15 protein-coding genes and 1 other RNA gene are annotated in these 14,865 nt (G+C 45.5%); 10 read left to right on the forward strand and 6 right to left on the reverse strand.

Annotation, left to right across the window (positions count from 1 at the left end; genetic code table 11):
• Positions 1 to 104 precede the first annotated feature (104 nt).
• The gene (locus MKY66_RS10195; protein WP_076209023.1) at positions 105 to 926 is read right to left on the reverse strand and encodes a YitT family protein; all 822 of its coding nucleotides are present in this window, start codon (positions 924 to 926) and stop codon (positions 105 to 107) included.
• Between the two features lie 305 nt (positions 927 to 1,231).
• Here MKY66_RS10195 and MKY66_RS10200 point away from each other — a divergent pair, with 305 nt between their 5' ends.
• The 4 genes from MKY66_RS10200 to MKY66_RS10215 all read left to right on the forward strand — a co-directional run bounded on the left by MKY66_RS10200 (position 1,232) and on the right by MKY66_RS10215 (position 4,676).
• Positions 1,232 to 2,827: a DEAD/DEAH box helicase gene (locus MKY66_RS10200; protein ID WP_076209022.1), complete on the forward strand. Its 1,596-nt coding sequence runs from the start codon at positions 1,232 to 1,234 to the stop codon at positions 2,825 to 2,827.
• A gap of 219 nt (positions 2,828 to 3,046) precedes the next feature.
• Complete coding sequence (locus MKY66_RS10205) at positions 3,047 to 3,859, forward strand: DUF624 domain-containing protein (protein ID WP_017689383.1); 813 nt, start codon at positions 3,047 to 3,049, stop codon at positions 3,857 to 3,859.
• 51 nt (positions 3,860 to 3,910) lie between these two features.
• A non-coding RNA gene (gene ssrS / locus MKY66_RS10210) (6S RNA) lies at positions 3,911 to 4,102 on the forward strand.
• 181 nt (positions 4,103 to 4,283) lie between these two features.
• Positions 4,284 to 4,676, forward strand: a complete 393-nt coding sequence (locus MKY66_RS10215) for a DUF1499 domain-containing protein (protein ID WP_017689382.1) — start codon at positions 4,284 to 4,286, stop codon at positions 4,674 to 4,676.
• 72 nt (positions 4,677 to 4,748) lie between these two features.
• Here the strand turns inward: MKY66_RS10215 and tpx are convergent, their stop codons facing one another.
• The gene (gene tpx, locus MKY66_RS10220) at positions 4,749 to 5,267 is read right to left on the reverse strand and encodes a thiol peroxidase (RefSeq protein WP_036609653.1); all 519 of its coding nucleotides are present in this window, start codon (positions 5,265 to 5,267) and stop codon (positions 4,749 to 4,751) included.
• A gap of 148 nt (positions 5,268 to 5,415) precedes the next feature.
• Between tpx and MKY66_RS10225 the strand changes: the two genes are divergently transcribed.
• Both MKY66_RS10225 and MKY66_RS10230 read left to right on the forward strand, forming a co-directional pair.
• Positions 5,416 to 6,042, forward strand: a complete 627-nt coding sequence (locus tag MKY66_RS10225; RefSeq protein WP_036609651.1) for a rhomboid family intramembrane serine protease — start codon at positions 5,416 to 5,418, stop codon at positions 6,040 to 6,042.
• 69 nt (positions 6,043 to 6,111) lie between these two features.
• Entirely contained in the window at positions 6,112 to 7,023 is a 912-nt protein-coding gene (locus MKY66_RS10230) for a LysR family transcriptional regulator (RefSeq protein ID WP_036609648.1), read from the forward strand.
• A 37-nt stretch (positions 7,024 to 7,060) separates the two neighbouring features.
• On the opposite strand, the gene MKY66_RS10235 is transcribed toward MKY66_RS10230, so the two are convergent.
• Positions 7,061 to 7,741, reverse strand: a complete 681-nt coding sequence (locus tag MKY66_RS10235) for a zinc metallopeptidase (protein ID WP_036609646.1) — start codon at positions 7,739 to 7,741, stop codon at positions 7,061 to 7,063.
• 28 nt (positions 7,742 to 7,769) lie between these two features.
• A complete protein-coding gene (locus MKY66_RS10240; RefSeq protein ID WP_076209500.1) occupies positions 7,770 to 8,198 on the reverse strand; it encodes a MerR family transcriptional regulator in 429 nt (142 codons plus the stop codon).
• Positions 8,199 to 8,550: 352 nt separating this feature from the next.
• Between MKY66_RS10240 and MKY66_RS10245 the strand changes: the two genes are divergently transcribed.
• Genes MKY66_RS10245 through MKY66_RS10255 form a run of 3 tightly spaced genes read left to right on the forward strand, consistent with a single transcriptional unit; the run spans position 8,551 to position 11,812 of the window.
• Positions 8,551 to 9,951 carry an ammonium transporter gene (locus MKY66_RS10245; RefSeq protein ID WP_076209021.1) on the forward strand — a complete coding sequence of 467 codons (1,401 nt, stop codon included), beginning with the start codon at positions 8,551 to 8,553 and terminating at the stop codon, positions 9,949 to 9,951.
• 38 nt (positions 9,952 to 9,989) lie between these two features.
• Positions 9,990 to 11,078, forward strand: coding sequence for a DUF294 nucleotidyltransferase-like domain-containing protein (locus tag MKY66_RS10250; protein ID WP_143760259.1), 1,089 nt, complete (start codon positions 9,990 to 9,992; stop codon positions 11,076 to 11,078).
• A complete protein-coding gene (locus MKY66_RS10255) occupies positions 11,075 to 11,812 on the forward strand; it encodes an exonuclease domain-containing protein (protein ID WP_076209020.1) in 738 nt (245 codons plus the stop codon). Before MKY66_RS10250 ends, MKY66_RS10255 begins: the two co-directional genes overlap by 4 nt.
• Here the strand turns inward: MKY66_RS10255 and MKY66_RS10260 are convergent.
• The gene (locus tag MKY66_RS10260; RefSeq protein WP_076209019.1) at positions 11,798 to 12,289 is read right to left on the reverse strand and encodes a Mov34/MPN/PAD-1 family protein; all 492 of its coding nucleotides are present in this window, start codon (positions 12,287 to 12,289) and stop codon (positions 11,798 to 11,800) included. The genes MKY66_RS10255 and MKY66_RS10260 overlap by 15 nt on opposite strands.
• Positions 12,290 to 12,515: 226 nt before the next feature.
• Between MKY66_RS10260 and MKY66_RS10265 the strand changes: the two genes are divergently transcribed.
• Positions 12,516 to 13,067 (forward strand): TlpA disulfide reductase family protein, encoded by a 552-nt coding sequence (locus MKY66_RS10265; protein WP_076209018.1) that lies wholly within the window; start codon positions 12,516 to 12,518, stop codon positions 13,065 to 13,067.
• 82 nt (positions 13,068 to 13,149) lie between these two features.
• Here MKY66_RS10265 and cimA read toward each other — a convergent pair whose 3' ends face one another.
• Entirely contained in the window at positions 13,150 to 14,769 is a 1,620-nt protein-coding gene (gene cimA / locus MKY66_RS10270) for a citramalate synthase (RefSeq protein ID WP_017689371.1), read from the reverse strand.
• Positions 14,770 to 14,865 lie beyond the last annotated feature (96 nt).

The raw sequence follows: 14,865 nt of genomic DNA on the forward strand, positions 1-14,865 counted from the left end.
TATGGCCTGTGAAATTGAAGGGTTGAACCTGCTATACAACATATTTAGGAGCCGTACACCGTTATTATACCACAATGTTGTGAATTGTTAACCGTACAGGTGTCTCAACTTCTGCGGAATGAGCCCATAACACCAACCGTTTCCACAATGTTAACAAAAGCGTTTGGATCAGTCTCCTTGATAATACGTTTAATTTCAACCAACTCGTAGCGGGTGGTTACGGTCATGAGCATGTCCTTTTCAATATCCGTGTATGCTCCCTGAGTCTTAATTTTGGTAACTCCACGAGGCCGAACAAGTAATTTTTTTAACATGGCTTCGGTTTCGTTAGTAATGATGTACAGTGTTACTTTGACGTGACTGATATGGATCAGATCAAGCACTTTGCCTGTAATATAAATGGATACCATGGAAGCCAAGGCTGTATTCCAATTGTCACTCAGGTAACCGGCAAGCATAATGATCGAACCATTCATGCCGGCCATGACTGTACCAATCGGAAAGTCACGTTTACGCGTGAAAATGGACCCAACAATGTCGAGTCCTCCTGTGGAGCCGCCGACTCGGAAGGAAACGCCTGTGCCCATTCCAATAAGCACACCGCCAAATACAGAACTAAGTAAAGGGTCTGTAGCCACAGCAAAAACAGGCAGAAGCGCAATGAACCAGGAAGTGGCTGCTACCGAAAGAATACTTAATGTAATGAAGCGTCGTCCAAGAATAAACCAACCTGCAATGAGCAGGGGAATGTTAAGAACAAAATACATTATACTAAGATTCAAAGTCGTAAAATAACCCAGAAGCATTGAAATACCGGATACCCCGCCGCTTAAAAGCTGATGGGGGACCAAAAACCAGTTAAAGCCGCAGGCAATAGCTGCAGCACCCAAAATGATCACTAAAGAGTGCCAAATTATTTTGGGCAATTTAATCACCTCATTTATATTTAAAACCAGATTGCTGGTAATCTTGAATTGTTTTGTGATATAATAATTTGTGGATATTCTTGAGTAGGAAACTTTTCCTAAATGGAGCAATAAAATTTTGAAATGTTTCAAACACATGTATGTAGTTTTAGTCTTATGTTGGGGACCCATTCATGGAATTATATTCGTTAGTGAAAATAATTCGTCCCGTTGGGATACCCTATAAATATTAACGCTACTTAAGAATACAGACAACAAAGTGGATTGTCCACCATGTCCACCATATAAAAGGAGCATGAATAATTTTGACAAATTTAAACTTTACAGATTTCAATCTTGAACCACTGGTGCTGCAAGCCATCACTGAGCTCGGGTTTGAAGAAGCAACACCGATCCAATCCAAAGCGATTCCTTTGGCACTCGAAGGCAGAGATTTGATTGGTCAAGCTCAAACAGGTACGGGTAAAACAGCTGCATTCGGTATTCCGTTGATCAGCAAAATCTCAAAAAGTGACGAGAAAATCCGCGCCCTTATTATGGCACCTACACGTGAACTTGCAATTCAAGTTGCTGAAGAGATCGAAAAACTTACTCGCTTCAAAGGTCTTCGCTCCCTGCCAATCTACGGCGGACAAGATATCGTGCGTCAAATCCGTGCACTGAAAAGAAAACCACAGATCATCATTGGTACACCTGGACGTCTCCTTGACCACATCAACCGCAAAACAATCAAACTAGATGATGTACAAACTGTTGTACTGGATGAAGCAGATGAAATGCTCGACATGGGTTTCATGGAGGATATCCAATCCATCCTGAAACAAGTTCCAGACGAGCGCCAAACCATGCTGTTCTCAGCAACAATGCCTCCTAACATTCAAAAATTGGCACAACAATTCTTGAACAATCCTGAACACATTTCTGTGATTCCGAAACATGTTAGTGCACCATTGATTGACCAATCCTATATCGAAGTACCTGAGCGTCAAAAATTCGAAGCATTGAGCCGTTTGTTGGATATGGAATCTCCTGAACTGGCGATCGTATTCGGACGTACAAAACGTCGTGTTGACGAATTGGCTGAAGCTTTGCAAAAACGTGGATATTCTGCAGACGGTCTTCATGGTGACTTGTCCCAGAATCAACGTGATGCGGTAATGCGTAAGTTCCGTGACGGCAGCATTGACGTACTCGTTGCAACAGACGTGGCTGCACGTGGTCTCGACGTATCTGGCGTAACTCACGTTGTTAACTTTGACCTTCCGCAAGATCCGGAGAGCTATGTTCACCGTATCGGTCGTACAGGTCGTGCGGGTAAAGAGGGTGCTGCTTGGTCCTTCGTTACACCGCGTGAGATTGATCACTTGCACTTCATCGAGCGTGTAACACGTCACCGTATTCCGCGTAAACCACTGCCAACAATGGCAGAAGCGGTTGAAGGTAAACAACGTTTGACAGCAGAACGTTTGCTGGAAATCGTACAATCAGGTGAACTGAACGAATACAAAGGTATCGCGATTCAAATGCTTGAGCAATATGATTCTGTTCAACTGTTGTCGGCTGCACTGAAGCTCCTGACAGGTGACAAGAAAGATGCTCAAGTTGATCTGACTCCTGAAGATCCAATCCGTGCAAAACGTCGTAAACCGGATGTTCGCTCTGGCGGACGTAAACCATCAGGTTACAGCGGTAACCGCACAAGTGGTAGCGGCGGCAGTGGTGGAGGTTACAACCGCGATCGCAACAGCAGTGGTGGCGGACGTGGCGGTTACAACCGTGATCGTAACAGCGGCAGCAGCACTGGCGGTGGAAGCAGAGAAGGTGGTTACAACCGTGACCGCAAACCGCGCCCAAGCAGCAACGAAGGACGTCGTCCTGCGAAAGATTCTTCTTTCGAGTAATATAAACGTATGATCTGAAAAAATGGAGCGGGCAACTGCTCCATTTTTTTATTTTCAAAGTGACTGTATCATTTTATTTCACTGCCAGAAGCGGCCAGAAGCGCTAGCCAAGGACAATGAAGATCTCTTTTCGGGAAGTACTGGCTTTTCCTATCTATAATAAGGTATATTAATATTAGACTTCAGGTAATTCGCAAGGCTGCAGAGGAGGAGAAATGTTTGGAATTTAAAGGAGCTATGGGTGGGATCTACCGGCTTACAGAGTGGATTACGAGACTGGCCGCAACCAATCTGTTGTGGGCTATTTGTTCGTCTCCGTTCTTGTTTTTCTTGATTATGAAACTGCTCGTGATGCAGCAGAACCTCGCAAATGAATCATTGCAAATGAACTGGGCTATAGCTATTGTGGCACCGCTTACACTGTTCCCGGCGACTTCGGCGCTGTTTACGGTTGTTCGTAAATGGAATATGGGCGATACGGATGTACCGATCTTCCGTACTTTCTTTGTAGGTTACAAGGAAAACTACAAGCAAAGTTTAATTGGGGGCATTTTTTACACACTGCTGTTCGCGATTATGTATCTGGATTATACCGTGTACATGACGCAGTTCCGCAATATGCAGCTCGTGGGAATCATCATGTTAGTACTGCTTCTCTTGTTATTTGTATCACTCTTTAACTTTTTCTCGATGGTTGTTCACTATCATATGTCCATCGGACTCATTATCAAAAACGCGGTATTGCTTACGCTGATCAGACCATTCCGTGTATTTTCCACATTGCTGGGAAGTGGATTGCTGTTCTACATCGGTTTCCGTTATCCGGTCTTGTTTGTTTTCTTCATTATCAGCATCATTGCTTGGTTCGCTTTCTTTAACTTCTACGCAACCTTCAACAAGATGCAGGAGCAGATGGAGAAGATGCAACTCAAGAAGGAAGAAGAGGAAGCTGCTGCGCTGGCTGAACAATCAGCAGAGAATGGTGAAACATCTGAGCCATCAGACGACAAAAACATTACATTGCAAAAATAAAACATGATGGATCGGCATTTACTTTTTACACAGTTAGGGATATAATAATTGTACATCCTGCGATGTACGTTTCGGTTATTCGTTGTTTTGAACCAATGATGATGTCTTCGGGAGATCAACACAGAATGTTGCTGAAAAGCCCTGTCTATACGACATGGGGACTTCAAAAAGCATTTTTGCGGTCACCCACCTGCCAAGCAGGTTCATAAGACAATGTAGCCGGACGGCATAGGCGGGTTCCTAAATCTTATGTACAGCACCCTGACTTTTCCTCTTCAGAAGGAATTTCAGGGTGTTTTTAAGTTGTAATGAATGTTTTTGATTGGTTTTACGATAAATATGATGCTTGCCCTTTTGTTACTACTTGAACAATGTTACACTAAGATACATAAATGGAACGGTTACATTCAAAGGAGGAAGGGTCTTGACCTTAAAGAGAACGCTCGTCGGTATCATCCGCAGCATGGAGGGGACCAGCGATCGAGCCAAGGATCCCAAATTAAAAACACGGTATTATAACTTATCCAAAGACAGAGCCTGGGAAGAGGTCTCTTCGACACTCAAAAAGATTCCGGGTTATAAAGTGCTGCATGAAGTGCCTTCTGTTGGAGAAGTTATTCTGGAGAAGCGGACTACCTTTGGACGGACGATGGATATTACAGTTTCCATTATCTCAGTAAGTCCTGTTCGCAGTGCGGTGGATATGTATTCAGCTTCACGTGGTTCACTTGGAGACTTGGGTTCCAATTATCGCACGATTATGAACTTATTCTCTGTACTGGATAAAAAGCTAAGCAAGTATAAAGCAAATGATTGAAATAGATGATAAATAACAAAAAGCGAGTGAAGGTTAACCTTCCTCGCTTTTGTTCTGAACGTATGATAACTTCTACAGCAAAGCTTTTACAGCAGCAATCGCTTGTTCGAAGTTAGGGGAGTCTGTCATTTCAGGCAAATACTCCACATATGTAATCCGGTCTTCGGCATCCAAAACAAAAATGGAGCGCATGTCGAGTTGGAATTCTTTGATCAGAACGCCGTAGTCTTCACCGAAAGAACGTGTTTTGTAGTCTGACAATGTAACTACGCGGTCAACACCAGCTGCTCCACACCAACGAGCCTGAGCGAACGGAAGGTCAACGCTTACTGTCAAGACAACAACATTGTCTCCGAGTTCTCCAGCTTCCACGTTGAAACGACGAGTTTGCGCATCGCATACGCCAGTATCCAGGGAAGGAACAACGCTGATTAATTTGATTTTGCCTGCGAAGTCTTTCAGGGAAGCATCCTCAACCAGGTTCTTGCTCAGTGTAAAATCAGGTGCTTGATCGCCCACTTTCAGTTCGGGTCCGATCAATGTAATAGGGTTGCCTTTAAATGTGGCTGCGCCTGTACGTTCTTGTGTCATAATAATGTTCCTCCTTATAAATTGGTGATCCGTGCCAAAATCCATTATAATCTTTTATGAAAGGCATTGTCCAATTCGGGCATGTACCATTACGATGGATCAGAGATGTAAGTCCGATCTGAACAGGGTGGAGTGAAAGAAGAAATTTATGATATTTATTCGCTATGAGAACTGGAAAGGTTATTTGAAGTATTTCCCTTTGACGTCGCTTTTTTTAATTGCCAATGTAGTCATGTTTATTGTGTTAACGGTGAACGGTGGATCAACGAACAATATGGTGCTGCTGAAATTCGGGGCACTTACGAATCATGAACTGTTCGCACATGAATGGTGGCGTTACATTACATCCATGTTCCTGCATGCGGGCTTCAGTCATTTATTGTTTAACAGCTTTGCGTTAATCGTATTTGCACCACCGATGGAGCGGTTGCTTGGGTCGGTAAGGTATGGTGTATTGTACCTGGGTGGAGGTGTATTGGGTAATATTCTTGCTGTTGCGTGGTACAACTCGGTTGGGAGTATTACCATCTCGGTAGGGGCTTCAGGAGCGATCTATGCCGTCTATGGTGCATTCCTGTATGTAGCACTGTTCCAGCGAACAATGATGGACGAGGCTTCGCGCAAAACGATGTACACGTTGCTTTTGTTCGGAATCATATTCTCCTTCGCCATGTCGGGCATCAATTGGATGGCACACCTTGGGGGATTGTTGGGTGGATTCTTTATTTACGGACTGTTGATTAGATTGTGGAAACCCCGCAGCTTAAAGCGGTAGTCAGAACGTTCTCAAGATGGAATGCAATCAAGGATAAGTAGGGTATAACAGATTGGAGCGATCAGGCGAGTGGAATTAAGACAGTTGCATTACTTTTTGAAAGTGGCACAGAAAGAACATGTAACACAGGCTGCTGAAGAGTTGCATGTGGCACAGTCGGCGGTGAGTCGTCAGATTCATCAGCTGGAAGAAGAACTGGGCGTGGATCTTTTTATGCAAAAGGGGCGAAATCTGCAGTTGACTGCAGTGGGGCAGCTTTTTTGCAAACGAATTGAAGGTATATTAAAAGATTTGGACAAGGCAGTCGGGGAAGTTCATGAGTTTCTGGACCCGGAGCATGGAGAGATTCGAATTGGATTTCCGCATAGCCTGGGGATTCATCTTATTCCTTCCGTGGTGGCTGCTTTCCGTCAGCGTTACCCCAACGTGAAATTCAGATTCAAGCAGGGGATGTTCCCTACACTGATTCGTGATGTGTTATCGGGTGAGGTAGACTTGGCATTCATTTCTCCTTTTCCAGAGAAGCATGATCAAGTAGATGGCGATATTGTACTCACGGAAGAATTACATGCCATCCTTCCTCCTAATCACCCGTTAGCTGGTGAAGAGACAATTGCACTTGAACAGCTCAAGGATGATAAGTTCGTATTATTCAGCAAAGGTTATTCTCTTCGTCCTATTGTGTGGCATGCCTGTCTGGAAGCTGGTTTTACACCCAAGATCGCTTTTGAAGGGGAAGAGACCGACACCATCCGCGGATTGGTCGCTGCGGGCATGGGGGTCAGTCTGCTGCCTGAGATGGCGTTATTCCAGACGAATCCGTTACAACCGGCACATGTGGCCATCTCCCATCCAAAAGTAACGCGAACTATCGGGTTAATTCATCGTGCTCATGATAAACTGCCGCTGGTTGCTCAGTCCTTTCGTTCATTCTTGCTTGATTATTTCGGTTTACAACAAAACAATACCCCATCCGATTAACGGTGGGGTATTGTTTTTTGTTTTATTAGGTACCCAATTAATCGCGGCTGTTGAAGATTCCGATGTAACGAATCAACTCAAGCAGTGAGATCAACGCGGCAGCAACGTAAGTCAAGGCTGCGGCATTCAGAACCTTTGCAACCCCTTTTTCTTCTTCATTACGGATGTACCCTTCGGATACCATAATCTCTCTAGCGCGATTACTTGCATTGAACTCAACCGGTAAAGTGATGAGTTGGAATGCTACAGTTACGGAGAAGAAGATGATACCGATACCTACAAGGTTCATGGCATTGAAGATGAATCCTGCAATCAACAAGAATGGAGCTAATCCGGATGCAAAGTTCACAATGGGGAAAATCCGGTGACGCAGTGCCAGCATTGGATAACTTTCTTTATGCTGAATGGCGTGGCCAACTTCGTGACACGCTACCGAAACAGCTGAGATAGAGTTTTCGTAATATACTGGTTCTGATAAACGTACAACCCGATTGATCGGATCGTAGTGATCAGAGAGTGTGCCGCGTACGGGTTCAATTGGAACATCATGCAGACCGTTAGCATCAAGCATCTGGCGAGCGGCATCGTAACCAGTCATTCCGTTCTGGTTCGGTACCTCCGACCAACGTCTAAACGTACCTTTAACGCGAAATTGCGCCCATAAAGAGAGCAAAAAGGCGATAATGATCAATACGAACATACCGTTATTAAAACTCATATTCATTCCTCCGCTTTCTAAGAATAAGCTACATCATGGTGTTCTCAAGCAAAATTTTTAGTGCCTCCATTGTACCGGCACTTTTGGTGAGGAGTCCTGCCATCATTTTACGTGCTTGTACAGGTTTCATCTCTCCAAGTAGCGGTTTGAGCTCGTTAACCTCTCGCTCAAGTTGTTGTACATGAAGCTCCAATGTTGTCAATTTGCTGGCAACCTGTTCTTCTGTACTAACCAGACGCCACTTCTCAAGAGATTGCTTAATCTCGTCGAGACTATACTTCTCTTGTTTCATCTGTACAATACGTTCAAGCCTCGTTAAAGTTTCATTACTATAGAGACGATAATTTTTTTGTGTACGTTCTTCGGGAGAGATTAGTCCAAGCTTTGTGTAATAATCAATCGTCCGTTCACTAACACCAGCGGTCTTGGCAAGTTCGCCAATCCGAAAAAGTTTCATATCCCCAATGATATTCACCTCGCTTGCAAGTTCAAATGTAGGGAATTGTAGTTTCCACTTGTGAATTTCTAGACTACGCCCAATTTTTCTTACTAATGAGTATGATACATGATCTTTAACCGTACAGTCAAACGTTATGCTTTGGCAATCACCATACTGCATTTCTATATCTATGTGCTCATAGAATGTGATTATGTACTTAAGTGCAAGAAAAAGACGTATGACTTTATTCCCAGAAATAATTTTCAGTTTTGATGAAAATACTCTTGTCAACTTTCCTCTCTTCTGCTTATAATGACATTAAGAGTTTCACGTTATGTGAAGAAACTTAACATAAGAGGGAGTGGGGTATATGAGAAAGAAATGGTTGGTTTCCGTGTTAGTAATGCTTACTTTGTTCGCTTTTCCGGTCAGCGCATTTGCGGCTGCGGAGGGTCCGACTAACATTGAACTTCAAAGTGGTTTGAACTCAGCCTTTACGTTTCTGGCTGTGGTACTCGTGTTCTTGATGCAAGGGGGATTTGCTTTACTCGAAGCGGGTTCAACACGGATGAAGAATGCAGGACACATTGCGGGTAAGACCATCCTGACATTGGGGATTTCAGTTATTGCCTTCTGGGGACTGGGTTTTGGTCTAGGCTTTGGTAATGGTAATGGATTTTTTGGAACTACCGGATTCTTCCTAAGTGGAGACAGTATGGCGGCTTCCTTTGAATCACTGGCTTTCTCGGATGTTCCGCTGACCATTAAATTCGTATTCCACCTCGCCTTTGCGGCGGTATCTCTGGCCATTGCCTGCGGTGGTATGGCTGAACGTGCAAAGATGAGCGTATATATTGTTTTCGGTACACTGTATACCATTATCATGTATCCGGTTGTTGCTCACTGGGTATGGGGCGGCGGCTGGTTGGCTGAGCTGGGTATGCAAGACTTTGCAGGATCGACAGTTGTTCACTTGACTGGTGCGACTGCAGCATTGGTAGCGACCATCTTGTTGAAACCACGTATTGGTAAATATAACAAAGACGGCAAACCTAACATCATTCCAGGTCACAACCAAGTGTATTCCGTACTCGGGGTTATTATCCTCTGGATCGGTTGGTTCGGATTCAACCCAGGTAGTACATTGTCTGCCATGGGGGATGGATTCTTCGGTTATGTTGCATTGACTACTAACGTAGCTGCTGCAGCCGGTGGTGTTGCTGCGCTGTTGATCTCATGGGCAGTACTTGGTAAGTCTGATATTCCTAGCATGTTAAACGGTGTGCTTGCGGCACTCGTTGCGATTACAGGAGCATGTGCATTCGTTGAACCTTGGGCAGCGCTGGTTATCGGTGCTCTGGCGGGTATCATCACATTCTTCACAGCACAGTACTTCGATCGTAAAGGAATTGACGATCCAATCTACGCTTTCTCCGTGCATGGTATTGCTGGAATGTGGGGTGCGATCTCCACGGGTTTGTTCGCTACTCCTGAACTTGCCGAGAATGCCGGTGTAGGTCAAGCGGGTCTGTTCTATGGCGGTGGATTCCACCAATTGGGTGTACAACTTTTAGGTCTGGCAGGTGCTTTTGCCTTCGTACTGGTAATGTCCTTCATTATTCTGGGCGGTATGAAAGCAATCATGGGCATCCGTGTTACTGAAGAAGAAGAAACAATGGGTCTGGATATCAGTGAGCACGGTACTTACGGATACCCAGAACAAATGAAAAATGCAGATTCTAAATCCAATGGTGGTACGTTCAGCTCCTGAAGTGAATGATGCTGAATCATGCTTCAAGGAGGCTGGACATGATGGAACCCATCTCGTATACAAACTATTCCTGGTCTTATCAGGGAATCGATGGTGCGGTGTCTTCTCAAGAGCTGCGCCAGGCACGTGTGATATTACAGACCGAGCTCCAGGAATTGTTGTCCGCTTCCTTGTCGCCGATCGAGTGGTACCATACGGTAAATGAACTGCATGACCGGATTGCACGGAAAGCAGTAGAGTTATGCATTCAGGGGATGGTTGAGGAAGGCTTCGGCCAACCTCCCGTCCCCTATGCCTTTATCGTATTTGGCAGTTCCGGCAGGGAAGAGGCAACGTTATGGAGTGATCAGGATAATGGCATGATCATTAGCGATACTCCGCATGAAGGTAAAGAGGAATATTTTGCTCAGCTCGGACAGCGAATGACGGATATGTTGGAAGAAATTGGTTACGCCAAATGCGAAGGCAAAGTCATGTGCTCTGAGCCGCTCTGGAGAAAAACACTGGCGTCATGGAAGCAACAATTAGCAGATTGGAGCTCGGATCTGAATTGGGAGCCCGTTCGTAATCTGATTATTGCTTCAGACATGCGTTTTGTTGCAGGTGAGCAAAGTCTGTCGGAGGAATGGATCACGAGTTTTTATGAACAGTTCAGACTGGTTCCTGAACTTTCGGATGCAGTTCTTCGCAATACGGTTAAACATAAAGCTACATTAAATGTACTTGGACGTGTGGTCACAGAACGATTTGGTGAACATGCAGGCGGATTTGATGTCAAGTATGGTTTGTACATTCCGCTGGTGAACAGTGCCCGTTATTTGGCTTTGCAACATGGGATCAAGGAGGCATCTACGTTAAAAAGAATGGAGAGACTGACTTCACTTGAAGCTGTTCCATTTACATTACTGGATGCATGTCAGCGGGCCTTCATAGCCGCTTTGAAGTTTCGCCGAAGTACGCCGGTTGTCATCCAGGGGGATTTGCAACATAGCAGCGGGTTCCTGGATGAGAAACAGATGAAACAAAAACAGATTCATTATGAGCTCAGGGATACGCTCGGGTTGGTACGACGAGTGCATCGTGCTTTGCAAAGACAGTTGCGTTTTGCAGAAAGGAGACGTCCATGAGAGAGCCGGCAAGGGGCAATACAGGATTCTGGAATTCGCTGCGTCAGGGAGGGGTTCCTTCCGCCATCGCTTCCATTATGGGAGCCCCTACGGCGCAACACATGGCGTTTATCCGCTCCATGATGAGAGAACAGCGCAGACCTGAGGTTCTGCATACGCCTCTAAATGAGCTGGACGCAGTTGTATTTGATCTGGAAACGACGGGTTTTTCGCCCCAGCATGGGGATGAGATTATCTCATTTGGTGCGGTCCGTATCCATGGTGGTGTGGTACTGGAAGGGGAGCAGTTCTATACGGTGGTGCAGTCCAAGACTGCGGTTCCGGAACATATTACTGAACTTACAGGTATTACACAGGAGATGACGATGGACGCACCGACTTTGCTGGAAGGGCTGCATGATTTCATGTCTTTTGTAGGTGGAAATGTTCTGATTGCACACGCAAGTGCGCATGATCGAGCCTTTCTGAATGCTGCTCTGTGGCGGACTTCAAAGGTAAGGCTGACGCATCGTTTAATCGATACGATGATGTTGGCCCGCTGGCTTGAACCAAGCAGGCCGGGGTATGGTCTGGATGAATTGCTGGAATCCAGAGGGATTCCGATCTATGGACGTCACCATGCACTGGAAGATTCAAAAATGACTGCACAGTTATGGTCCTGCTACTTGGAGGATATGACTCGTAAAAATGTGGAGACCTTGGGTGATCTGTATACCCAGCTAAGTCACGCATAACGGAACGGGAAGCAGATTGTATGAAGGCACAACGTGTTGTGCCGAATCCTGCGATTCCTTCGAAGATTCAATCAGATAACCGTTCAGATGCATATGAGATCGCGACCCACTTGTTAGGTCAGGTGAGCCGATGAGGTATATCTGAATCAAACCGGCGAAGGCCGGAAGAGCTTGCATGTCCTCTAGGGAAGGAACAGGCCTTGTCTGCGGATGAGAATGGAAGATGCCAACGAGCTTAGGCTCGGAGAATACGCACCGAATCCATTCGGCATCGTCCAGAGTAAAATGGTGCAGCGGGTCAGGTGCTACGTTACGAATGGGCTGAAACCGACTGATTCGTATACCGCCCGCTGCGGTTTCACCCAGCATAACCCCGCAGGCTTCTTGCGGCAGCGAAAGGAACATGTGCTTTGACATCTCTTGTTCTACGGAAGAAGGGATGTAGAAGGCGTTTTGCTGCCCGTGAAGTGCTGCCATTTGTATTCACCCCTCTCTCTTTGGCTCCTGCTATGGCAGGAGTCCTTTTTCATTTTATTTTCTGTGATGCGGATTGTAAAATTTTAAAGGAAAAGGGTACAATAATAAAGAGAACATTGGGGAATCATGTTCTGGTGAACTGTCATAGAGCGTGATAAACACTTAGCATGTGCAGAAATTACGGTTTCAGTTTCAATATGCTAATTATATAAAAGGGTGGCGGGTTATGAAACGAAACATATACATACTCCTTGGTGTTGTCTTGCTGGTTGGTATTGCACTGGCGCAGAATAAGGGTGACGGCATTGCAGCCGTCTTTAAGCAGGAAGAACCGATGCCTACAGAGACGGGACCACGTGCGGGTCTTCTGGCGCCTGCCTTTTCTCTGACAGCAATGGATGGGAAGACGTACAGTGTGGGCGGTGCCAAAGATAAGGCCACGTTCGTCAGTTTCTGGGCCTCCTGGTGTGAGCCGTGTAAGCAGGAAGCTCCAGAGCTGAATAGAATGGCTGCAAAATACAAGGATAAGCTTGACCTCTACGGTGTTAATGTAACATCATACGATAAACTCAAAGATGCCAAAGCTTTTGTGGATGAGTACCAACTGAATTTCCCTATTCCCTTGGATGAGAAGGGGACTGTGTATGCTCAATACAATGGGGTGGCTTTTCCAACGAATGTTCTGATTGACTCCAGAGGAGTTATACAGGAGATTGTTCTGGGCATATTGCCCGAGAAAGAGTTGGAGCGTAAGATTAAAAAGTTAATTGCGAATTAATTTTCTGCAAAGAAAGAAGCCTTTGTATCCATGAATCATGGGTACAGAGGCTTCCTTTTTATTTTCCGGGAAATATGGGGTATTAGTGGTTGCTTATCCCATGAGCAGGAATAGGGAGTGTGCCCGGCTCATCCTGCAATTTTTCTTGAAGCAAAGCATAGCGGAAACTGTGCACAAGTGCTTCCCAACTTGCTTCAATTACGTTCTCGGATACACCAACAGTGTTCCATGTGTTCTCCGTATTTTTGGATTCGATCAATACACGAACTTTGGCGGCTGTGGCATCTTTCTCATCCAGTACACGCACTTTGTAGTCTGACAGATGCATGTTGGCGAGTGAAGGGAAGTATTGCACCAGCGCTTTCCGAAGGGCGTTATCGAGTGCGTTAACCGGACCATTGCCCTCAGCAGCGGTATAAGCGCTTGTTCCAGCGATATTCACTTTGACAAAAGCTTCAGAAACAACGGATTTGCCTGCCGTTTTCTCCACAAGCATTTTGAATGATTCAAAAGTGAACAATTCTTTCATATCGCCGTTTGCTTCACGAATCAACAATTCAAGCGAAGCATCTGCGCCTTCGAACTGGTAACCCTGATGTTCCAGATCTTTGATCTTCTCAATAATCTGACGTGAATTGGCACTGCTTGGATCGAACTCAAGACCCAATTCCTGTGCTTTGGATACAATGTTACTTTGTCCGGCAAGTTCCGAGACCAGCACACGTTGCTTGTTACCGACCAGTTCGGGCACGATGTGTTCATAGGTACGTGAATCCCGCAGGATGGCAGAGACGTGAATCCCACCTTTGTGAGCAAAAGCAGCATTGCCGACATAAGGTTGATTAATCGGCATATTCACATTGGCAATCTCGCTAACATAACGAGCCACGTTTGTAAGTTGTCTCATGGAATCCTCAGTAACACATTCATAGCCGAGTTTCAGTTGCAGGTTCGGGATAATGGATGCGAGATTGGCGTTACCGCAGCGCTCTCCATAACCGTTCATTGTTCCTTGCACCTGACGGGCTCCGGCTTGTACAGCGCTGAGTGTGTTGGCCACAGCCAGTTCACAATCGTTATGTGTATGGATGCCGAGATGTGCGTGAGGCAGGCTTCTATGCAGTGTGGATACGATCTCGTGTACCTCGTTTGGCATCGTCCCGCCATTGGTATCACACATAACGAGCCAGTCCGCTCCAGCTTCGTGAGCCTTGGTCAAGACCGCTTGAGCATATTCCGGGTTATGTTTGAATCCGTCAAAGAAATGTTCTGCATCAAAGATTACTTCCATACCATTCTGTTTCAGATAGGCGATGGAATCATAGATCATGGACAAGTTTTCTTCCAATGTAGTCTGCAAAGCGGTATGCACATGGAAGTCCCATGATTTACCTACCAAGGTAGCAGCCTGTGCACCAGATTCGATCATGCGCTTCAGGTTGGCGTCTTCACTTGCAATACTGCCTTTACGGCGGGTACTGCCAAAAGCAACAACCTTTGCGTTCAGGTTTAATTCCTTGACTCTTTTGAAAAACTCAATGTCCTTGGTATTGCTGCCGGGAATTCCGCCTTCAATATAATGGACACCCAGGTCATCAAGCTTCTTGGCAATTTTGAGTTTGTCGTCTGCCGATAAGCTGACACCCTCTCCTTGTGTGCCGTCACGTAAAGTCGTATCGAAGATGGAAATGGCCTTTGACATGAAGATCCTCCTTTGAGATAAAGCGCTCTTTTAAAAGTTTGGATTGTAAGTTAGGAAAAGCTGTTAAGTACGTTAGTGGACGAATCCTTCGATTCG

It is taken from the genome of Paenibacillus sp. FSL R5-0766 (assembly GCF_037971845.1).
In the GTDB taxonomy this organism is placed as follows: domain Bacteria; phylum Bacillota; class Bacilli; order Paenibacillales; family Paenibacillaceae; genus Paenibacillus.